Source organism: Xanthomonas cassavae CFBP 4642 (assembly GCF_000454545.1).
GTDB classification, from domain to species: Bacteria; Pseudomonadota; Gammaproteobacteria; order Xanthomonadales; family Xanthomonadaceae; genus Xanthomonas; species Xanthomonas cassavae.
Genome location: NZ_CM002139.1, coordinates 1048813 through 1069596, shown reverse-complemented (window position 1 = coordinate 1069596; position 20784 = coordinate 1048813). Strand labels below are relative to the sequence as shown.

Annotated in this window: 13 protein-coding genes, 1 other RNA gene and 3 pseudogenes; 8 read left to right on the top strand and 9 right to left on the bottom strand. The window is 66.0% G+C overall.

Annotation, left to right across the window (positions count from 1 at the left end; translation table 11 throughout):
• Window positions 1–130: 130 nt before the first annotated feature.
• Window positions 131–895 carry a LuxR family transcriptional regulator gene (locus tag XCSCFBP4642_RS0104650; protein ID WP_029218760.1) on the bottom strand — a complete coding sequence of 255 codons (765 nt, stop codon included), beginning with the start codon at window positions 893–895 and terminating at the stop codon, window positions 131–133.
• Window positions 896–1083: 188 nt separating this feature from the next.
• Here XCSCFBP4642_RS0104650 and XCSCFBP4642_RS0104645 point away from each other — a divergent pair, with 188 nt between their 5' ends.
• The 5 genes and pseudogenes from XCSCFBP4642_RS0104645 (at window position 1084) to XCSCFBP4642_RS0104625 (ending at window position 7041) form a co-directional block, all read left to right on the top strand.
• A complete protein-coding gene (locus tag XCSCFBP4642_RS0104645) occupies window positions 1084–2466 on the top strand; it encodes an APC family permease (RefSeq protein ID WP_029218759.1) in 1383 nt (460 codons plus the stop codon).
• 444 nt (window positions 2467–2910) lie between these two features.
• Window positions 2911–4308 carry a trypsin-like serine peptidase gene (locus XCSCFBP4642_RS0104640; RefSeq protein ID WP_029218758.1) on the top strand — a complete coding sequence of 466 codons (1398 nt, stop codon included), beginning with the start codon at window positions 2911–2913 and terminating at the stop codon, window positions 4306–4308.
• Window positions 4309–4596: 288 nt separating this feature from the next.
• Window positions 4597–5199, top strand: a complete 603-nt coding sequence (locus XCSCFBP4642_RS29895; protein ID WP_152527222.1) for a hypothetical protein — start codon at window positions 4597–4599, stop codon at window positions 5197–5199.
• Between the two features lie 206 nt (window positions 5200–5405).
• A pseudogene (locus XCSCFBP4642_RS24105) lies at window positions 5406–5810 on the top strand (hypothetical protein).
• Between the two features lie 223 nt (window positions 5811–6033).
• Entirely contained in the window at window positions 6034–7041 is a 1008-nt protein-coding gene (locus XCSCFBP4642_RS0104625; protein WP_029218756.1) for an MBL fold metallo-hydrolase, read from the top strand.
• A gap of 33 nt (window positions 7042–7074) precedes the next feature.
• On the opposite strand, the gene XCSCFBP4642_RS0104620 is transcribed toward XCSCFBP4642_RS0104625, so the two are convergent.
• The 6 genes and pseudogenes from XCSCFBP4642_RS0104620 to soxR all read right to left on the bottom strand — a co-directional run.
• Window positions 7075–8595: a tryptophan halogenase family protein gene (locus XCSCFBP4642_RS0104620; protein WP_029218755.1), complete on the bottom strand. Its 1521-nt coding sequence runs from the start codon at window positions 8593–8595 to the stop codon at window positions 7075–7077.
• 177 nt (window positions 8596–8772) lie between these two features.
• Window positions 8773–9813 (bottom strand): cupin-like domain-containing protein, encoded by a 1041-nt coding sequence (locus tag XCSCFBP4642_RS0104615; RefSeq protein ID WP_029218754.1) that lies wholly within the window; start codon window positions 9811–9813, stop codon window positions 8773–8775.
• Between the two features lie 4 nt (window positions 9814–9817).
• Window positions 9818–10576, bottom strand: coding sequence for a SapC family protein (locus XCSCFBP4642_RS0104610; protein ID WP_029218753.1), 759 nt, complete (start codon window positions 10574–10576; stop codon window positions 9818–9820).
• A 438-nt stretch (window positions 10577–11014) separates the two neighbouring features.
• Complete coding sequence (locus XCSCFBP4642_RS0104605) at window positions 11015–14170, bottom strand: TonB-dependent receptor (RefSeq protein WP_029218752.1); 3156 nt, start codon at window positions 14168–14170, stop codon at window positions 11015–11017.
• 762 nt (window positions 14171–14932) lie between these two features.
• Window positions 14933–16918 carry a M1 family metallopeptidase gene (locus tag XCSCFBP4642_RS0104600; protein ID WP_029218751.1) on the bottom strand — a complete coding sequence of 662 codons (1986 nt, stop codon included), beginning with the start codon at window positions 16916–16918 and terminating at the stop codon, window positions 14933–14935.
• Between the two features lie 216 nt (window positions 16919–17134).
• Window positions 17135–17496 (bottom strand): annotated as a pseudogene (gene soxR / locus XCSCFBP4642_RS24100) (redox-sensitive transcriptional activator SoxR); the annotation flags it as partial.
• On the opposite strand from soxR, the pseudogene XCSCFBP4642_RS29610 reads away from it, so the two are divergent.
• From XCSCFBP4642_RS29610 to XCSCFBP4642_RS26470, 3 genes and pseudogenes are all read left to right on the top strand, one after another.
• Window positions 17492–18357: pseudogene (locus XCSCFBP4642_RS29610) on the top strand (MFS transporter); the annotation flags it as partial. The pseudogenes soxR and XCSCFBP4642_RS29610 overlap by 5 nt on opposite strands.
• A gap of 172 nt (window positions 18358–18529) precedes the next feature.
• Window positions 18530–18880, top strand: a complete 351-nt coding sequence (locus XCSCFBP4642_RS29105; protein ID WP_160170354.1) for a hypothetical protein — start codon at window positions 18530–18532, stop codon at window positions 18878–18880.
• Window positions 18881–18939: 59 nt separating this feature from the next.
• Window positions 18940–19012: non-coding RNA, sX9 sRNA (locus XCSCFBP4642_RS26470), on the top strand.
• A gap of 30 nt (window positions 19013–19042) precedes the next feature.
• Here XCSCFBP4642_RS26470 and XCSCFBP4642_RS0104580 read toward each other — a convergent pair.
• Together XCSCFBP4642_RS0104580 and XCSCFBP4642_RS0104575 are read right to left on the bottom strand one after the other, a co-directional pair.
• Window positions 19043–20209: a glutathionylspermidine synthase family protein gene (locus XCSCFBP4642_RS0104580; RefSeq protein WP_029218750.1), complete on the bottom strand. Its 1167-nt coding sequence runs from the start codon at window positions 20207–20209 to the stop codon at window positions 19043–19045.
• Window positions 20209–20784: a DUF1190 domain-containing protein gene (locus XCSCFBP4642_RS0104575; RefSeq protein ID WP_029218749.1), complete on the bottom strand. Its 576-nt coding sequence runs from the start codon at window positions 20782–20784 to the stop codon at window positions 20209–20211. The genes XCSCFBP4642_RS0104580 and XCSCFBP4642_RS0104575 overlap by 1 nt, the downstream gene beginning before the upstream one ends.

The window sequence follows — 20784 nt, the reverse complement described above, 5'->3', positions numbered from 1 at the left end:
GCGCCGAGCCTAGCGGGCAGCCGGCCCGGCGTTAACTGGCAAATCTCACAGGTTTGCGCTGTTTCAGGACTGCCGCGTCGGGTGCGGCGCACATGGGTGGCCGGCAGTCCGGTCGGCCCCTCTGAAGCCCTTATGGCTCCAGCAACCGATAGTGCATACCGCGCACCACTGCCTCGACGCGATTGCGCGCACCCAGCTTGCGCGCGGCAGAGTTCAGGTGCAGGTTCACCGTGGCCGTGGAGCGGTTGAGCGCGGCAGCGATGCTCTTGGCGGTCAACCCCTTGGCCGAATACTGCAGGCATTCGCGCTCGCGCCGGGTCAGCGCGATGTGGTGGCAGCGGCGTTCCTGCGGATCCAGCAACTCCTGGGCACGTGCCTGAAAGGCGTGCGCAAGCAGCAGGAACGGCGACAGCTGGGCTTCGGCCAGGCGCGGCGCTTCTGCAGCCACTGCATCCACCGCCCCACTGAAGGTCGCAAACGCGCCACCAGGCAGATGCAGCGGCACGGTGACACCGGTGCCCATGCCGCTATCGCACAGATAGCGCGTCACCTGCCGATGCTGGCCGCCGACGTATTCCACGCCGTCGCAGTCGCCATCGGTGCGATAGGACCACACGAACGGCGTGGTCCGCCGCGTGGCACGCTGCTGAACAGGGTCATGTTGGTAATAGCCGTGCTCGCACCAGACATGCTGCATGTCGCCAGGCGCATTGCGCTGCATGAACACCGTCGGGGTGATCAACGCGCCCTCCATGCTCAGCGGCACCGGGGCGTAGTCGTACACCACCGACTGGAATCCCAACCCACACACGTCGCTGAACACCCGATCCAGGCAGGCATTGAGCGTGTGCAGCGCCTGCAGATCGCGGCCCAGGCTGGCCAGTGTGTCGAACATGGGATTCCTTCGCGGCCACCAGAGGCACTGGACGTATCCAGCACGGAAAACCTAGCATTTTTACCAGTGGATGGGCTCGCCGGCCACATTATCGTCACCATGCCGGTCACACAGCTGCGCTGCAGCATCGGCATCCCCGGCGCCCGCGCCCGCATCGACCCCGGCCTTCCTGACAGCGGACACCCTGCATGACCGATACCCCCCGCCGCGGCGATGCGGCTGCGCTGGAACGTTTTGGCTATACGCAGGAGCTCAAGCGCCAGCTCACGCTGAAGGACCTGCTGATCTACGGGCTGGTCTTCATGGTGCCCACCGCGCCATTTTCGATCTTCGGAGGAGTATTCGACATCAGCGCGGGCATGGTGCCGCTCACCTATCTGGTCGGCTTTGTGGCGATGCTGTTCACCGCGCTCAGCTACCAGCAGATGTCGCAGGCGTTTCCGGTGGCCGGCTCGGTGTATGCCTACGTAGGACGCGGATTGAGCAGCGGTATGGGCTTCCTGGCCGGCTGGGCGATCCTGCTCGACTATCTGCTGGTGCCCACCCTGCTCTACGTGGTCGGCGCCAACGCGATGCACAACGTGCTGCCGTCGGTACCGCAGCCGGCGTGGATCGCGTTCTTCGTGGTGCTCAACACCGTGGTCAACCTGCGCGGGATCGAAACCACCGCGCGGGCCAACCGGGTGTTTCTGTATGCGCAGCTGGTGGTGCTGGCGGTGTTCGTGGTGTTGGCGACGCTGGCGATCCAGCGTGGCGTCAACGGCGCGCACTGGTCATTGCGCCCGTTCTACAACCCGCAGGCATTCTCGCCGCAGTTGATCTTCAGCGCATTGTCGGTGGCGGTGGTGTCGTTCCTGGGCTTCGATGCGATTTCCACGCTGTCGGAGGAGGCCCGTGGCGGCAACCGCGTGGTCGGCCGCGCCTCCTTGCTGGCCTTGTTGCTGGTAGCCGGATTGTTCATGCTGCAGACCTGGCTGGCGGCCCTGCTGCAACCTACCCTGCTGCGCTACCCCAACGAGCAGGCGTCCAACGATGCGTTTTTCGAGATCGGCCACCTGATCGCCGGGCCATGGCTGCAGATCGTGATTGCGCTGACAGTGGCCATCAGCGCGGCAATCGCCAATTCATTGGTGGCGCAGGCGGCGACCTCGCGGCTGTTGTTCGCCATGGCGCGCGATCGCCAATTGCCGGCGTTCCTGCGCTATATCCATCCCCGCACCGGCGTGCCACAACGCGCCATCCTGCTGGTAGCGGCGCTGAGCATGGTGCTGGGCGAAGTCTTCGTCGGCCAGATCGCCTTGCTGTCGTCGCTGTGCAATGTGGGCGCGCTGACCGCCTTCGTGCTGTTGCATGTCGCAGTGGCCTGGCACTTCCGCCGGCAGGGCCGCCTAGTCCTGCATGGCGTGGTGCCGTTGATCGGCAGCGTGATTCTGGCGTATGTGCTGGTCAATGCGGACCGGCATGCGCAGCTCGGCGGAATGGCATGGTTGGCGGTCGGCCTGGCGGTACTGGCCTTCCTGAAGGTCGGCGGGCGCTCGACCGAATTCCGCGCCAGCGATGCGCTGGAGTAGCCCGCTTCTCGCCAGAGATCGAGCGCTGGGCTGTCGCCTTCTGCCGGTGCTGCCATGCGACCGAGGTGCGGCCGATCTTGCACGCCTCGAGCGTGCGATCAGCGCGCATGGCTTGGCGCGCTCCGGCGTCGCCCTGCCACGACACACCGGCACATCCCACACCGCAAGCATCCCTGACGCAGGCCACTGCAGCGCTGTGCCAGCATCGCCGAGCCTTGCGCCCTGCCTGCACTGCGACGCGATCGAACCTGCACAACGTTCGCAAAGCTTGGCAACGCAAGTCGCGTGAAGGCGACTATCGCTTTAACGATTGATCATCTCTGAAAGAGATTTTAAGCACATATTCAGTTGTAGACATTCGCTAGTCTCGTCTGGCGCCAACGATGGCGCCGCAGGCCCTGGCCCCCGCCACAGCCTGCCGTTCCCTGACGAGAAGGACTACCCATGATTCGCAAGAATGCGTTGTATCTCGCGCTGTTCTCCGCTGTTTCCGTCTCCGCGCTGGCTGCGCCGCCCACCGAGATGGATGCTGCACCGGTGAGCACTGCGCCACAGGCGGCCAAGCTCGGCGCAGCGACGTTGCAGTCGGCAAGCCTGCGTGGCGGCATCCTGCCCGCACGCGTGGTGCTGCTGGCCGCGCCCAGCAGCAAGGAACTCGGCAGCGTGCGCGAAAAGCGCATTGCGCAAGTCAAGCATGGGCAGCCGCTGCAGATCGGCTTTTCGCGTGCCGTGCCGCAGCCGCTCGTCAACCTGGCCAAGCTGGATTGGCAGATGGCCAGCGATGGTTCGCGCGTTGCCACCTTGAAGCTCGGCTCCGCGCAGGCGGCCTCGCTACGCGCGGCGTTGGTGGTGCGCGGTGCTGGCGCAACGCCGGGCGATCCGTCGCGGGTGACGCTGCGCTTTGCCGGCGACGACGGCCGCGTGTTCGAGCAATCCGGCGCCAGCTTTGTCGGTACCGGTGATGCGATCGGCTGGTCGCCGACGGTCAATGGCGACAACCTGCTGGTGGAGATCTCGCTGCCGGCCGGCCTGTATCCGGAAAACTTCAGCCTCAGCGTCCCGCAGCTGTCGCATCTGGACATCAGCCCCACCGCCAGCCCGCGCGACATGATGACCATTGCCATTGGCGAAAGCGATGCGTGCCAGAACGATATCGTTTGCCGCGCCAACCCCACTGCCGGCTTCACCAGCGCTGCCAAGGCGGTGGCGCGCATGGTGTTCACCACCAGCCAGGGCTCGTTCCTGTGCACCGGCACCCTGCTCAACAACACCAATACGCCCAAGCGCAACCTGTTCTGGACCGCCGCGCACTGCATCAGCACGCAGACGGTGGCCAACACGCTGCAGACCTACTGGTTCTACGACGCAGCCAGTTGCAACGGCAACACCGCCAGTTCGCAGGCGACCACGCTGACCGGCGGCGCGTTCCTGCGCCATGCCAACACCACGCGCGATACCGCGCTGCTGGAGCTGAAGACCGCACCGCCCAGCGGCGCGTTCTACGCGGCCTGGAACAGCGCGGCGATCGGTTCGACCAGTACGTCGATCGTGGGCATCCACCACCCCTCCGGCGACGTCAAGAAATATTCGCTGGGTACGGTCACCGGGCTGAACACCTCCATCGACGGCAAGAGCCCGCTGTATCGCGTGGTCTGGAACGACGGCGTCACCGAAGGCGGCTCGTCCGGCTCGGGCCTGTTCACCATCGCCAGCGGGGGCGCGTATCAGCTGCGCGGCGGCCTGTACGGCGGGTATTCGCTCTGCACGGCGCAGACCGATCCGGACTACTACTCGCGCTTCTCCGACGTGTATTCGTCGATCTCCACGTTCTTCGGGCAGTAAGCAAGATCGCACGTGGCAGGCGCGGCGTCGCCTGCCACGTTCGCCTGCGTGGCGGCTCGGTGGCTGCGTCCCGGCCGGACACACCCGATGCGTCGCCAGCGGGCGCTCCTTATCGACCGCGGTCGATGCACCCGATGGGCTGACGCAACTACGGCAAGGCGGTGACGCGTTCGCGCGATGCGTCCATTCCACAGCTGTGCTTTCGCGGCCTTGCCCAGCAAGATGGTCGGGGCGCTATTGCCTGCACGATGCGCGTAGAGAATCCAGTTCGGCAAGCCAGGCAATGCCGTGTTCACCTCCGTCGCACGCGTCTCCTGGAAGCGCAGTAACCGATGCACCCAGAAGGTATGCCAGCGGTGGTCGCGCGTGGCAGCCGGGTCGGCGGTGATCACCGACGGCTGCAGCAGCGCAGCCGCTGCGTCTGGGTACGCGCCGGTCATCCTCGTCACTGGGTTCGTGGGTGGGCACACGCAGCGCACGGTAACGATCACCTTGCGGGAGCACTACCGTGCGCCACGCATTGCCGCCGGCCAGGCCAACGCCGCCACTCCCCAATGTCACCACGTAATCCGCACGTCCGTCGCCATTGAGGTCGGCGCGCTCCACGCCATGAAAGCCGAGCAAGCCGCCGCCCAGTTCGACCGCTGCCAACTGCACGCGGCCGGTGGCGTCATGGACTTGCAGCGTCGTCGCCGTACCGCGGTATCCATCGCGAGCACGCTGCCCGCATCGCGAAAATGGGTGATGCCCTGCCATTGCGTACTGCCCTCTTCCGCCGGCAATTCGGCCACCGGGCACTGCGAGCCAGCCGGAGGCCGCGACCGCGGCGGATACTGCGGATGCCGGGCATGTGCACCGGTGGACAGCGCCAGCAGCGCGATCAAGGCCTAGCGCACGGCCGCCATGCGGCCTGTTGCCGGTGATGTCATCTCGCGCATTCCGTGGCAGTGCCTGCGGTTTCGGTGGTGCCGCACCATGCGCAGGGCCATTGCCTGCGGCAAGGGCGTCCTGCAGCACGATGCGTCTTGTACAACACCGGCCCGCTGCGCCAGGCCCGCAGAATCAGGCAGACTTGGCACTGACTTCTGGAGGTTGCCATGCCGTTTCATCATCATCGCTGCGCGTTGTGGGCGCTTGCTCTGGCAACGATGGCGTTGCAAGGCAACGCGCTGGCAGCAGGCAAGCCGGCCAATCGGGACGACGTCAAAGCCTATGCGCTGCAGTGCTGCCTGGATCACACCTACGTACGGAGCGGCAAGTAGGCAGACGATCAGTTGCGCGACCGCTCGTATCTGCTGACCACCTACGCGATGGACAATGCCAAGACTGGGGCGACCGATCGCCTGAATCGTTTTGTCGACGCCAGCACCGCGGATTTCGGCAACAAGACCATGCCGATGAAGGACGAAGCACGCCGCGGGCTATTCAACGCCATCTTCGCCCAATGCATGGACTTCTATCGCTCGCCAGCACTGGCCGACTTCATCGCGCACCGGCTTTGACGCACGCGCAAGGTGCGGTGCGCCGTGCGATGCCTGTATGCGTGCGCTTCAGCAGGCAGACTGCCCCCGCACCGGCACGTACAGATGGCTCGGGTGCGGGGATGCTGCATCTGCTGCGTCGACGCCAGTCTGCAGTCTCGGCCGGGCAGGCAGGCAACCCGCGATGGCGACACGGCGCCGCTGACGGCACACTCTTTCCTTCCGGTGCGCCCAAGGAATCCTAATGCCCGAACCCCTCATGTCGTGCTCCCGTCGGGCGCTGCTGCAGCTGGCAGCGTCCGCCGGGATAGTGAGCATGGTCGGCCCGCTCGCGGCAGCGTCCAGCTCCGGCGCCAGCCAGGTGCGCGCAAATGGCAACGCGGCGGCGCCTGCACCGTTTCCGGCCAAGGGCAGCGTACTGGTATTGCTGGGCACCAAGGGCGGGCCGACGCCGTCGCCGCTGCGTGCAGCGGCCGCCAATGCCCTGGTGATCGACGGGCAGCCCTACCTGGTCGACTGCGGCAACGGTGTCGCGCAGCAGCTGGCCAAGGCCGGTATCGCGCTGCCGGCACTGCGCGATATCTTCCTGACCCATCATCACTCCGACCACAACGCCGACCTGCTCAACGTGGTGTGGCTGGCCTGGGCCAGTGGCCTGCAGACGCCGGTGCATCTGTACGGGCCACCGGGCATCGGCGCGATGGTGGATGCGTTCGTGGCGATGAATGCCACCGACATCGAGGCGCGCATGCGCGAGGAGGGACGCCCGCCATTCCGGCCGTTGATCCATGTGCACGAGTTCGACCAGCCCGGCACGGTGCTGCAGAACGATCAGGTGGAAGTCACCGCTGCCCTGGTGGACCACTACACGCTCAAGCCGGCGTTTGCGTACCGCTTCGCGGCACGCGACCGCAGCGTGGTGTTCTCCGGCGACACGCGCTATCTGCCGGCACTGGCCGAATTTGCCAGGGGCACCGATGTTCTGGTGCATGAGGTGATGCACCTGCCCGCGCTGGCAAAAATGCTCAAGACCAGCGACAACGCCCCGACCTTGCTCGACCATCTGCTCAAGAGCCATTCCACCAGCGAGGAAGTCGGCAGGATCGCCGCCGCTGCCCACGCGAAACTGCTGGTACTCACCCACTTCGTGCCTGGTGGCGACCCATCGATCACCGATGCGATGTGGAGCGAGGGCGCACGCACGCACTACGCCGGCCCGATCGTGGTCGGCGCCGACCTGATGCGGTTGTAGCGCAGCAGATGGCGGTGATCCAACCCGGGATGGCTAGCGGGCCATGACTGGCGTGCGCGCTCCCCACACTTCCGGCCTTGCCTTGCAATAGCGTTCGATGAAGGCCTGCTGCGAGGGGAACTGCTCCACCGCGTGCTGGATCGGCTGGGCGATGCCGTCCAGCAGGCGTTGCAGATCCTGGTCGGAAAACGCGCGTGTCAGCGGGTGATGTTGTTCCGGCATCAAGCCCTGGCCCATCAGCACATGCGTCCAGGAATCGACCCGGAACAACTCGTCCGCCGCCTGCCAGGCGTGCGCACGCTCGCGCCACGCGCGCAGGCGCACCGCCAGCGACTCCGGCAGCTCCATCTCGCGGCATTGCCGCCACAGCGGTTCCTCGCGCTGGGTGGCGTGGTAGTGCAAGGTGACGAAATCGCGCACGTGCTCCATCTCGGCGCGGCTGACATCGTTGAACAGCTGCACCTGCGAGGGCGCGATGCCCTGCGCTGGGAACAGCGTCAGCAGCCGCACCACCGCCGAGATGGTGAGGTGGATGCTGGTGGATTCCAGCGGCTCGATGAAGCCGCTGGCCAGGCCCAGCGACACCACGTTCTTGTTCCAGGCCTTGAGCCGGCGGCCGGTGCGAAATGGCACCATCCAGGGGTCTTTCACCGCCGGGGCGGCCACGTCGCGCAGCAGCTTGGCGTGCGCCTCGTCGTCGGAGAGGTGCCGGCTGGAAAACACCAGGCCGTTGCCCAGCCGGTGCTGCAGTGGAATATGCCAGCGCCAGCCGGCTTCGTGGGCGATGGCGCGCGTGTACGGCACCGGCGGGCCCAGCGCATGCGTCTGCACCGCCACCGCGCGGTCGCACGGCAGCCAGTGGCTCCAGTCTTCGTAGCCGGTGTGCAGGGTTTGCTCGATCAACAGGCCGCGGAAACCGCTGCAATCGATAAACAGATCGCCGGCGATGACCTGCCCGTCTTCCAGCACCAGGCTGGCGACATCGCCGCTGTCCGGATGCACCGTCACCTGCTGGATCCGGCCCTCGATGCGCGTGACGCCACAGGCCTCGCTGCGCGTGCGCAGAAAGCGCGCGTACAGCGCGGCATCGAGGTGGTAGGCGTAATTGACCGCCGGCTCGCGCGGCAAGGCGAAGCGGTCCACGCGCGAGGCCACGGTTTCCAGGCAGTAATCGCCAAAGCTGCCGCCCATGCCGCGGCGCCGGCTTTCCAGCCACAGATGATGGAACGCGCACACCAGGGTGCTCTGCCCGGTGATGCCGAACGGGTGGATATAGCGATCGCCCTGGCGCAACCAATGCTCGAAGGAAATCGAGAGCTTGAAGGTGCCCGCTACCTCGCGCAGGAATTCCTGCTCGTCGATCTGCAGGAACCGGTGAAAGGTGCGGATCGGCGGCACCGTCGATTCGCCGACCCCCACCGTGCCGATCTGCTCGGACTCCACCAGGGTGATGTCGAGCACGTCGCGAAACTGGTGCGAGAGCGCGCCGGCGGCGATCCAGCCAGCCGTGCCGCCGCCGGCGATGACCACCTTGCGAATCTGAGCCTGAGTCACTGCGAACTCCTGTGGACTGGATGTGGAATGGCGGCTGCCATGTGGGGCGATCCTGTTCGGGACCGCAAAAGGGTTGCACGCACGGCGATGCCAAAACGGCCCGACGGCGCGCTGCCATGCGCCCTGCCGATGGACGGCGCAGTCATCCGGCAATCCGCGTCGAACGCACTGCGTCCATCAGCGATTGAGCCTGCCGATCAGCATGGCGCGCAGCTGGCGCGCAAGGACGGGATCGATCGGCCCCAGCGCCTGTCGCGCCGGTTCGGGTAGATGCGCGCCGGCACGCTCGGCCGGTCCGAACACGTAGTAATCGAACAAGGCACGCCACGCGTCCTTTTCCGCCGCCGGGCGGTCGCGGATGGCCCACAGCGCGTGATACAGCGCGGACATCGCCGCCGGCAACTGCACGGGCACCGTGCTCCACCAGTAATTGACCAGCACGTTGAACGGCTGCAGCGACTGCACGTGGTGCCACCACATGCTGGGGATGAACAGCGCATCGCCCGGCTCCAGCACGGCGGTGCGCGCATGCAGCTGTGCCTGGGCGAATCGCGGGTAGCGCTGCAGGTCGGGCGTGGCGATATCCACCATGCTCACCACCTGCCCGCCCGGCGTGGGATCGAGCGGCCCAGGGTAGAGATTGGCCACCTGCTCCGGGGGAAACAGCGTGAAGCGCCGTTGCCCTACCGCGCAGCAGGCCAGGTTGTTCGGCGCATCGTAATGGCAGGACGCGGTGACGCGATTGCCGATCCAGATGCTGGGCTGCACGTTGACGCCGCTGGCCGCCAGGCCCAGATCGTTGTGCGCACGCAGGCCAGGCAAGCCATCGTCGACAGGCAGCGAGGCCAGATAGTAGGTCGGCGGCTGCAGGTCGTCGCGATGTGCGGCGATCGCGTCCAGCAAGCTGCCCAGGCTGCCGCGCTGCACCTCGAAATTCAGCGCGCTGCAGTCCTCGGTGTAGAACGGGCGGCCGGCGATTGCCGGCCCGCCATAGGAGTACTGCAAGGCGCGCCCAGTGTCGTGGGCGCGCAGCTGGTGCATCGCCTCATCCGGGCTCCGCAGGCCGGCCTGCACCAGCGACCAATCGCGTGCGATTCCGCGCAACACCACCGGCTCGGCCGCCTCGCAGAGTTCGGCCAGTGGCAGCGCCTGGGGCCGGCAATCGGTGCGCTCGGCAATCGCGGTGGCAGCAGGGCCATGACGTGCAGGTGCATCCATACGATCAGGCATGGGCAGCGGCAGGCGCAGTGCGCGCCTGTTGCAGGCGGCGCTGCTTTTCGGCCATCAGGCGGCGCACGTTATGCAGCGATGCCAGCATCAGAAAGGCGCCTTCCAGATACCCCGCCTGGTGCAATTGCTGCAGGGGCTGCGCGTCGAGTGCGGCAAGTCGCTCGCGGTCGATGGCGAACAGGCCATCCAGGTGGGCGGCATGGGTGGCATCCAGTGCGACATCCAGGCGTACCGGTTGGATCAGGCCCAGGACATCGAAGGCGGCCGCCATGGCCTGCCCGGCATCCACGCCTTCGCGAATGCCGCGCAGCACACCGATGATGTGCTCCAGGTACGGGCTGTGGCCGCCCTGCGGCAGGAATACGGCCTCGCCCTCGCTGCGGCTGACGCGCGGGTGCTCCAGGTCGATATGGATCACCGGCTCCTGCACCAGCGCACCATCGATCCGCTGCTCCTGGAAACCGATCAGAAATGGCCCCTTGGCGACGATGCCGGGCAGATAGTTGGCGCTCCAGCGGCCGTCGTGCAGGAACAGGTTTTCATCCTGGGCAAAGCCCAACAAGGCCACCGATTGGTAGCTACCGGTAGCGGGGTCCTTACGGAAGAACAGCGGGTATTCGCGCTGCAGGTCGGCGTACTCGGTCACAAACGCCGGCACCAGCCCGACCGCATCGCCGAACTCTGCCCCGAAGCGCAGGACCACGCGCACATCGTGATGCGCCACGTTGTTGAGCACTGCATATCGCGTCATCGACGACTCCAGCAGACATCCGCGGCGGACGCCTGCACTGAAAAATTGGCGTGCGGCGCACCCGCTGCACGCGACAGGCACCGAGCATTGCCAAAAAAACCCAGGCCGGCAAGCGGCAGGGCAGCATGCGCGTTGCATCGGCAGCGCGAATCACCCGTTGCCTGCATGCGCCGCCTGGTCGGGAACGTTCACTACAGCGATGCGTGCAGAACAAGCCTGCGTGTACACAGCACGGCGGGCACAACAGTAGCGCCCGCCACCGGCAGCTAATGTCTGCACAGCAACACCCGCACTCACGGTGCGCGAGCGATCCGTGCGCGACGCACAGCCGTCAGCCAAGCGACGACCGCTTCATGGTCGCGGCATGTCCAGGGAACATGCCACTCCATGGCGCGGCCGCACGCAGCTGACGGTGCGCGCCATCGCCTTGCCGCTGGCCTAGAACGCGTAGCGCACGCCCAGGGTGTAACGCGGCTGCTGATCGATCAGGCGGATGATCTGCTTCTCCGAGCGCCCGTGCCAACGCACGTCTTCGCCGGTGAGATTGATCGCTTCAAAGCTCACCGACAGCTGCTTGCTGAGCGCGTAGCTGACGCTCAGGTCGAACTGCTGATACGCCTCCACGTAGTACGGGTTGCGGTTGGAGGCGTCCTGGTTGGCCGCGATCAGGTATTCGTCGCGCCAGTTCCAGGCCAGGCGTGCGCTCCAGCCGTATTTTTCGAACATCAGCATGACGTTGGCGGTATCGCTCAGGCCAAGCAGCGCGAACTGGTCGCGGTCGATGACATTGTTGTTGAACGCCACGTCGCCTTCGACGATGGTGTAGTTGGCGTAGATGCCGAAGCCGGTACTGCCGAAGAAGTACTGCCCGCCCAGTTCCCAGCCGTGGATATTGGCCTTGTTCTGGTTGATCGGCCGCGAGACATCGAACTGGTACAGCGGATCAGCCGCCGTGCCGACCAGGTCGTAGGCGTTTTCCAGTGCAAGGCTCTGCGCCGAGCTGCCGTTGTAGGCGGCCAGGCCACCGGTGGCCGCAGCATTGCGCAACAGCGCAGTGGCTGCGAACAACGAGGTGTCGTTGGCCGAACAGGCCGCCGTCACGTCGTTGCCGGCGGCGCCGACCTGCGCGGCGCACGCGCCGCTTTGCAGGAACGCCAGCGCCGCCTGCGCATCCGGACCCGAGGTGGGATCGGTCAGGCCGTACAGGGTTTCGCGCGACACCGTGGTCCCCAGGAAGTTGCTGACGCGCTTGTTCCAGAACGTGGCCGACACATAGCTTGCGTCGGCGAAATACCATTCCAGCGCCAGGTCGAGGTTGTCCGATTCCAGCGGGTCCAGCGTCGGTGTCTGCGAATCGCCACTGGCGCGGTTGGAAGGATTGATCAGGATCGAACCCGCCGGGGTGTTGGGCGTGGGACCGGCGAGCAGGTTGTTGTACGGCGCGCGTGCAATGGTCTGGCCGAACGAGGCACGGCCCTTCAACTGATCGGTGATATCGATGCTGAAGTCCAGGTTCGGCAGGATGTAGTTGTAGCTGGTCTTCTCGCTGAAAGGCTGCTGCTCGGTGGAACGCAGCAACTGCAAGTCGTTGTTGGCCTGCCATTGCAGCGCGACGGGCGTGGCCACCTGCGAGGTGGATTCCACATCGGTACGCTCATAGCGCAGGCCCAGCCGCGTATTGGTGGTCATGCCGGAGATATCGCCGGTCAGTTCCAGCTGCACATAGGCCGCGCGGGTCTTTTCTTCGACCTGGTTGTTGGCGCTGTAGAGCGGGTTGTAGCGCGTGGCCGCGCCGTACTGGCTGCCACCCCACAACGCCAGTTGGCTGGCGTCGCCGCGCCAGGCGTTGCGGGCAGCACCATCGGGATTGAAGTCGTCGAACATGCCGACGATGCTCACCGGCCGCAGCAGGGCCGTCATGCCCGGCTCCCTGCCGGCATTGGCCACGCCCCAGTCGCCCAATGCGGAATAGGTGTCGCTGGTCAGGCGATGCATGGTGGTGTTGGACGAGCTGACGCCGAACTGGAAGCGCCCGTCGTCGAAATCGAATTTGCCGTCCAGGCGACCTTCCTTGGTTTCGGTCACCTGCTTTTGATAATAGATGCGTTGTACCTGCGAGCCGAGATTGTTGGTGGTGAAATCCGGGTTGACCACGCCATTGGTGCCGGCCAGCGAGTCGGCGACGGTGGGATACCAGGTGCGTGCGCCGATCGGCAGCGAGTTGTTGAACCACAGCTCCTGTGCCCACTGCCCGCCGCAGGACGGGCCGTTGGTGCAATTGTTGGTGCCGGCAAAGCTGAAATAGGTGGCGCTGCCGCCGGTGACCGGATCGTTGGGCAGGCTCTGGGTCTTGGAGTTGTGCGCATCGAAGGTCAGCTGGAAGCGGTCGGTCACCTGCCAGTCCGCATTGAAGCCGAGCGAGCCGAGCGTGTACTTCTGCTCGTTGCGCTGCTGCTCCATGCCGAAGTCCTTGGCGCCATTGGGCACATCGCGCAGGTAGACCGGCGTGGCGACCGTCTGGCCGGTATCGAAGGTCAGGTCGGTGAAGCTGTTGGCGCGTTGCAGCCAGATGCCCTGTTCGCCGCGTTCTTCGCGGATCTCGTTGGACGAGTAGGTGTAATCCAGGGTCAGCGTGAGGCTGTCGGTAGGCGCGAACTGCATCACTGCCTGGCCGTTCATGCGCTCGCGCTGGAAATCGGCAAACGCATAGCGGATATCGTTGGGCATGCCATACAGCTGGCCGATCGCCGGTGCGTTGGTGACCACCGTGTCCGGACGCAGCGCCGGATCGGTGCCGGTCCAGCGCTGGATGTTCCAGCGGTTTTCGGTGGCCTGCACCGAGCCGCCGTGGCGCTTCTGGTAGCTGGCGCTCAGGCCGATGCCAAAGGTCTTGTCGGGGTTGGTATAGCTGAAGATGCCCGACACTTCCGGGGTCAGCGAATCGCCGAACGGCTGCGAGCGGTCGGACACCATCTTGGCGCCGGCATTGGCCACCACGCCATCGTGATTGAACGGCTTGTCGGTCTGGATGTTGATGGTGGCGCCGATACCGCCGCTGGGCGCGGTGGCGCGGCTGGTCTTGAACACCTCGATGCCGGTGATGGCCTCGGAGGCGAGCTGGGCGAAGTTGAAAGCGCGCGTGCCCACGTCCACGCCACCGATCGGGGTCTGGCCGGGCGCACCGAACGCATCGGCGCCGGGAATCAGGCGGCCGTTGAGGGTGACCGTATTGAACTGCGGGCCGAAGCCGCGTGCGGTGACCTGCGCGCCTTCGCCGTCGCGGCGTTCGATCGAGATACCGGTGATGCGCTGCAGCGATTCGGCCAGGTTGGTATCGGGAAACTTGCCGATATCTTCGGCGCTGATTGCATCCACCACGCCGGCGGCATCGCGCTTGATGCCCATCGATTGGTCGAGGCTGCTGCGGATACCGGTGACGGTCACGGTGTCGAGCGTGGTGGCGGCATCGCTGCTGGACTGCGGCGCGGGCGGCGGCGGAGCAACGTCTTGTGCAAATGCGGGATTGATGACCAACAGGCCACCGACGAAGGTAAACATGGCCTTCGACTTGAAGCTGCTCAACGTACGACGCATCGATGTGTCCTCGGGAGTGGAGTCCAACCGCCTACGGCCGTTGTCGCGGCATGCGACACGGCAGAGTCATGACCACCGCCCGATCGGCGGTGGCGAACAGTACTGCTCTTGAATAAGGTCCCCTAGCGCGCACGCCGGCGATCGCCCCTTCGATCGCCCACCTGCGTTATGCGGCGCATGCCTGCCGCAGACGTCCTCGACACCGCGGTGTCGCGAACGCGTGCGCACGGCATCCCCTGCACGGCGTGCCAGCCAGTGATAGCGCTAACACGCTGCGCAGCCTAGTGAGGCATCGAAGGGCTTGTCACCGTGCGTTGCAGCATAGTGATGGACCTGCATTGTTACAGCCGATACGGAGAGCGCTCGAGTCCGCATGCGCGATGTAATGGCGGCGCGGCTGTAAGCGTTATCATCCAATTACGCCGAAACCACCAATCGTCGCGGTGAAATTTGCACAATGCAGCCGCTGCGCCGCAGTCATCCGGGGCGACTGCGCAAACCAGACAGTGTGTGCGCGACCGCCGCCTGCACTAAGGCGATGACGGCGGCAATCCCGGTGCCCGGCAGCGAGAAGAAGGCCACCGCCGCAGCTGTGTTTGTGCAGGTGCCGCCACGCCCACAGCGCAACAGTAGCGGTGCCATCATCGCAATCGATTGCGATGTGCACTGCACAAGCACAGGCACAGGCACTGGCAGCGCACACTGCGTGCGGCGACATGGGCCTGTGCACGCAGCAGCTCGCCGCGTGTACGAACGCAAGGCTCAGCCGATTGCATCCACCCGGTCATCGCTGCGATCCGCGTCGGGCAATGCATGCTCGGGGTCCAGCGTCACGTGCAGCACTTTTTGCGTGGTCGGCAGGGTCAGCGTGGGCGTGGCGGTCTGCAACCAGGTTTCCACCGGCACGCGGCGGTCCAGATGGCTGCCGTCTGCCAGGTCCACGCGCACGGTGACCGGCATCACCAGTGGCTGGCGGCTGCGCAGGGTGAGCCGCAGCCCCTTGGCCGGATCCTGGTCGACGTACTGCGCCCGACTGATGCCCATGTCCAGCTGCCAATTGTTGAAGTACCAACCGCGCCACCACCAGCCCAGGTCTTCGCCGCTTTCGCTTTCCATCAGGCGGAAGAAATCCGATGGGGTGGGATGCTTGTAGGCCCAGGTGGCGATGTACTTGCGGAACGCCGGGTCGAAGCGCTCCGGCCCCAGAATCTGCTCGCGCAGCAGCACCAGGCCCAGCGCGCCCTTGAAATAGATCAGCCGATGACGGTAGGTCTCGCTGGTGACATCGGCGATGTCCATCAGCGTCGGCGCGCTGCGGTCGGCCAGCAACGGCAGGATCTCATCGACCGGATTTCCGCCCTTGGGCGCGTATTCCGAATCGCGCTTGGGCGCGTACTCCCCCTTGTTGAAGGCATCCGATGCATAGACATCGATGAAGGTGTTGAAGCCTTCGTCCATGAACGCATGGCGGCGTTCGTTGGAGCCGACGATCATCGGAAACCAGGTGTGGCCGATCTCGTGCGCAGTGATCCAGAACAGGTCCTTGCCGCCGTCCTCGAAGCCGTCGAACACGATGCCTGGATATTCCATACCGGCGCCGTAGCCGCCCAGGTTGATCGCCGCCGGCCACGGGTACGCATACCACTGCGAGAAATGTTCGATCGCGCCTTTGACGTATTCGGTGGAGCGGCTCCACTTGTCCGCACCTACCGCTTCCACCGGGTATACCGACATCGCCAGCGACTGCGTGCCGCCCGGCAGGTTGATGCGTGCGGCGTCCCACACGAACGCAGGCGATGCGGCAAACGCCACGTCGCGGGTGTGCTCCATATGGAAGCGCCAGGTGCGCGTTTCGGTGCCTGCCGGTGCCGCCGCACGTGCGGCCACCTCTGCCGGCATGCGGATCAGCACCGTGCGGTCGCTGCCGCGCGCCTGTTGCAGGCGTTGCTGCTCGGCGCGGCTGAGGACCTCGGCCGGGTTGGTCAACGCACCGGAGCCGGCGACCAGGAATCCCTCCGGCACGGTCACCGCATAGTCGAAATCGCCGTATTCCAGGTAGAACTCCGAGCCCAGATACGGCTGCGTGTCCCAGCCGCGCAGATCGTCGTAGACGGCCATGCGCGGATACCACTGCGCCACTTCGTAGATCTCGCCGTGCCTGCTGGCGCTGTAGGCGGTGCGCCCGCCCCAGGTGCCCGGGATACGGTAGCGGTAGCGGATATGCAAGGTCAGCGCCTTGCCCTGCCCGGCCAGCGGCTGCGGCAGGTCCACCCGCATGCGGGTGTCGTCGATGAGGAAACGTGCCGGCTGACGCTTCCCGCCGCTGTCGATCTCCACGCTGGCGATCTGCATGCCGTCGGTGAACTGGGTGCGCCGCGACGGGCGGCTGGCAGCGGCGCGTGCATCGGCGCGGTAGATGTTCTGATCCAGCTGCAGCCACACCACGTTCAAGGTGTCGGGGCTGTGGTTGGTGTAGTGGATCGCCGCCTCGCCGCTGAGCGTGTGGCTGGCCGGGTCGATGCTGGCCTGCAGCTGGTAATCGGCACGGTTCTGCCAGAACAGCGGACCAGGCACGCCACTGGCGCTACGGTAGGCATTGGGGGCGTCGGGCAGTTGCAACGGCGCGAACAGCGCCAGCGGATCGAACCCGGCTGATGGCACCCCGGGGGCGGTGGCGGCCACTGCACAGGCACTGGCACAGGCAAGCGAGACGGCAACGGTGAGTGCTCGGCGCATGGTGGGGAACATGGCGGATCCTGCAACGGGGAATGTCCATGCTACGGCCAATTGCGCTGGCATCCATGCCATCAGTGGTCAAATGGACAAGGGACGCCTGGCGCGGGACGCGCCTGCCATGTCTGGGCCGCCTGGCAGGCGCAACCGCCAGCGATACCTCAGCGTAAGGTTGCAAGGTGCGGCGACCACTGTGCGCCTCACCCAGCGCGTGCAGCCGCCTTGCTGCGATCACTCCTGGGCGAGAGCGCCCAATCGCAGGGCGCCGTCGCCATCGTCGGCCAATCGATCGTCCGGATTGCTCAACCGGCAACGCCGCAGCGACAGACAGCCGCAGCCGATGCAATCGGTGAGCTGGTCGCGCAAGGCCTGCAGCTCGCCGATGCGTGCATCCAGTTGCCCGCGCCAGCGTGCGGACATGCGCGCCCACTCCGCACGGGTAGGCGTGCGCTGATCCGGCAACACCGAAAGGCGTCCAGCACTTGCTGCAATGGCACGCCCAGCCGCTGCGCCACGCGGATCACCGCAATCCGTCGCAGCACATCGCGCGCGTAACGCCGTTGATTGCCCGCGGTGCGCAGGCTGCGGATCAGCGGGCTGATCGTGCAGCACGCCGGCTGGCGCTGGGTGTTCCTGTCGGTTCCGCTGCTGGCGATTCCGGCGGGGCTGATGCTGTGGCCGGCAGTGCGCGGGCGCATCTGGTCGAACACCACCACCACCGACTCGAATGCGGTCCTGGGTTGGGCGACCGGCGCGGCCACCGGCGTGCTCGGCGTGTATCTGGGCGGGCAACTGCACGGCATGCTTGCGCCGGTGGCGATGGCGCCGGCGCTGCTGCTGACGGTGTATTGCGCCTGTCATCTGCTGCCGGCCGTCAGCTTGCGGCGGCGCGCGGCCTGCCCAGCGTGATCGCCTTGCACGGTATCGCGGCGGCGGCATTCTTCGGCTTCTAAGCGTTCCTGCCGCAGCTGCTGTCGCGCGAACGCGGGCTGTCGCCGTTGCTGGCCGGTGTCGCGCTCAACGTGGGTGCGCTGGGCTGGTTCAGTGGCTCGTGGTACCAGGGCCATAGCCGTGCGGGCTGGTCGCGACCGCGTCTGCTCCAGGCTGGAGCAATGTTGATGATGGTGGGGATCGCAATCGGCACAGGCGCGGTGTGGCCGGCGTTTCCGGTGCCGCTGGCGATTGCCAGTTGGGCCCTGACCGGGCTGGGCATGGGGCTGCTGTATCCCAGCGTGTCGGTGCTGACCCTGTCGCTGTCGCCGCCCGATCGGCAAGGGGTCAACAGCTCGGCGATGCAATTGAGCGAGGCCATTGCGGTAGCCGGCATGCTGGCGCTGGCGGGCGCATTGTTCTCCGCGCTGCTGGTACCGGCCACCATGGCGGCCTATCTGAGTGTGTTCGTGCTGGCCTGGCTGCTGGCGGTGCTCAGCCTGGTGGTGGCGCAGCGGGTCTGAGCCGTACGGCATGCCCGGGGGCGCACTTCTCCGCAACGGAGCGCAGGAGACTGACGCCGTGTCGGTCGTGGCGTGCGCATGGAGCTGCCGCACTGTGGCCGCCGTTCGAGAGGCATCGTTTGCATCGTTGCGCCAACGAAAGACCTGACGCGCCAACTCATGTCAACCCCGCATGCGACGCATCGATGAGCGTGACACCAGCGAAGACTTTGCCGATCTTGCCGGCATCGCCTCGATCGGCACGGCAGATACGTCCCCGCAACCGATTGGTCATTTTTTCGCCACCCATCTTGACAGCCTTGCAGGCTGGGGCCTGCCGGCACTTGTCCACAGCCTTGTGCAACGTCCATCCACAGGGGGTGTGGAAAACCTGCCCTGCATCGCACATCGGCAGGGGCTTGCCTGCGGCTGCGGCCTGTGCAAAGCAGCACCCACACCGTGGCGACATCTGCCGACGCCACCTGCCCACGCCCTCCCCGTCACACCCGCCGCTGGTGACGACACCGCCATCGTCACGACATAAAGCGGCTCACACACGCGGGTAGTGCCGCCAGGTGCGCGTGTCCACTGCAGTCAATCTTCGTGCGCCGTCCGTACACGCCGGTTCCTGTGCGTCGTCCACACCCACCTGACTGCTCGCCACGTGGTGTGAGCCACGCTCAGCGGCAGCAAGCCGGCAACAGCCTCAATCCAGGATCACATGCGGCACAAAGCGTGAGGTATCGCGGGTGATCGGGCCATCGTCGTCGCGCATGCCCAGCCCGGCCGGGCGGTCGGCCACCACCCAGCTGCCCACCAGCGCGTGGCGGCCATCGAACACCGGCAACGGATGGTGCGCCTGCAGGATCGCCGGCCCGTCCACATACGGCCCGTCGGTCTGCGCGGCCTCGCCGTGTGCGGTGACCAGGGAGATATTGGCGCCCTCGCGCGACAGCAGCGGCTTGCGCACCCAACCGGCGCTTGCCGCTTCGTTTGCCTGCGCGAAACGCGCGGGTAGCAGGTTGGGATGGCCCTGATGCCGCTCCCACAACAGCGGCAGGATGCCCTTGTTGCTCAGCACCGATTTCCACGCCGGCTCGATCAGCCGCACGCGGTTGGCGCACAACGCCGGGCCGAAGCGTTCTTCCATCATGAATTCCAGCGGATACAGCTTGAACAGCGTGTGGATCACGCGGTCCTGGTCGTCGGTGAACCAGCCCTCGGCGCTCAGGCCGATATCCTCGATGGCGACCTCTTCGGTGGCGATGCCCACCTGATGCGCGCAGTCGCGCAGGTAGCGCACGGTGGCGCGGTCTTCCAGCGAGTCGCGCACCGCGGAGAAATGCATCTGCGCACCGATTGCGCCCTCCATCGCCAGCGCGCCCAGGGTTTCGCACAGCAGGTCCTGGATCAGGTTGTACTGATCGGTGCCCTTGGGCAGCGCACCGGCGGCGATCTGCTGTTCCAGCCACAGCCACTGGAAATACGCCGATTCGTACAGCGAGGTCGGCGTGTCGTAGTTGAGCTCATACAGCTTGGCCGGGCCGTTGCCGGCATAGGCCAGGTCCATGCGGCCGTACAGATGCGGGTCGCGGTTCTTCCACGAGGTGGCGATCCAGTCCCAGTAAAACGGCGGGATGGCCAGCTGCGTCATCAGCTGTTCCGAGCCCACCACCTCGTCCACCAACTGCATCGCCATGTCGTGCAGTTCTTGCGTGGGCGCCTCGATGTCGTCTTCGATCTGCTGCAGCGTAAACGCGTAATACGCGCTTTCGTCCCAGTACCGCTCGCCGTCGATGGTGTGGAAATGGAAGCCGAGCGACTCGGCCTGCTCGCGCCAGTCCGGGCGCTCGGCGATGGCGATGCGTTGCATCAGCCGCCGAACCCGGAGCTGCGGCCGCCGTTGCCGAACGAACTGCGCGCCGCCGCGCTGGAGCCGAAGCCCGAGCGCGACACGGTGATCGCCCGCGACGGCATGTCGATGGCGCCGCTGCGCCCGCGGACGGTGCCGACGCGGTTGCTGGCCAGATCGCCATTGGGCTTGTAATACCCACCGCTGCGGTAATCGCGGTACAGCGGAATCGAGCCGCCATAGCGGTAGCCGCCGCCACCGGTCATGTTGCCCAACGCATACCCCAGCAGGAACCCGCCCATCGGCGGGATCCAGCTCTGCTGGCCCTGCGCCGTCTGCACCGCCGTGCAACTGCCGAACTGCTCGTCGCACTCGTAGCGCGTACTGAAGCGCGGCGCGGCCTGCTGGTGCTTGGTCACCGCCTCGTCATAGGCCTTGAGGCATTGCTGGATGTCGGTCTGTTCCTGCTTGATCTGGTAGCAGTCGGAGGCCGACTGCAGTACCACGCCGGTTTCCGGTTCGGAGCCGCAGCCGGTGACGAGGGCGGCCGGCAATGCGGCCATCAGGGTGAGCTTGAGATTGCGTGATCGCTTCAT

Excerpts from the sequence above, each read along its gene's own strand:
- XCSCFBP4642_RS0104600 (WP_029218751.1), bottom strand. The coding sequence starts at position 16,918 with ATGTTCCCCACCATGCGCCGAGCACTCACCGTTGCCGTCTCGCTTGCC.
- XCSCFBP4642_RS0104610 (WP_029218753.1), bottom strand. The coding sequence starts at position 10,576 with ATGACGCGATATGCAGTGCTCAACAACGTGGCGCATCACGATGTGCGC.
- XCSCFBP4642_RS0104580 (WP_029218750.1), bottom strand. The coding sequence starts at position 20,209 with ATGCAACGCATCGCCATCGCCGAGCGCCCGGACTGGCGCGAGCAGGCC.
- XCSCFBP4642_RS0104645 (WP_029218759.1), top strand. The coding sequence starts at position 1,084 with ATGACCGATACCCCCCGCCGCGGCGATGCGGCTGCGCTGGAACGTTTT.
- XCSCFBP4642_RS29105 (WP_160170354.1), top strand. The coding sequence starts at position 18,530 with ATGCGACGCATCGATGAGCGTGACACCAGCGAAGACTTTGCCGATCTT.
- XCSCFBP4642_RS0104605 (WP_029218752.1), bottom strand. The coding sequence starts at position 14,170 with ATGCGTCGTACGTTGAGCAGCTTCAAGTCGAAGGCCATGTTTACCTTC.
- XCSCFBP4642_RS0104640 (WP_029218758.1), top strand. The coding sequence starts at position 2,911 with ATGATTCGCAAGAATGCGTTGTATCTCGCGCTGTTCTCCGCTGTTTCC.
- XCSCFBP4642_RS0104650 (WP_029218760.1), bottom strand. The coding sequence starts at position 895 with ATGTTCGACACACTGGCCAGCCTGGGCCGCGATCTGCAGGCGCTGCAC.
- XCSCFBP4642_RS0104625 (WP_029218756.1), top strand. The coding sequence starts at position 6,034 with ATGCCCGAACCCCTCATGTCGTGCTCCCGTCGGGCGCTGCTGCAGCTG.
- XCSCFBP4642_RS0104615 (WP_029218754.1), bottom strand. The coding sequence starts at position 9,813 with ATGGATGCACCTGCACGTCATGGCCCTGCTGCCACCGCGATTGCCGAG.
- XCSCFBP4642_RS0104575 (WP_029218749.1), bottom strand. The coding sequence starts at position 20,784 with ATGAAGCGATCACGCAATCTCAAGCTCACCCTGATGGCCGCATTGCCG.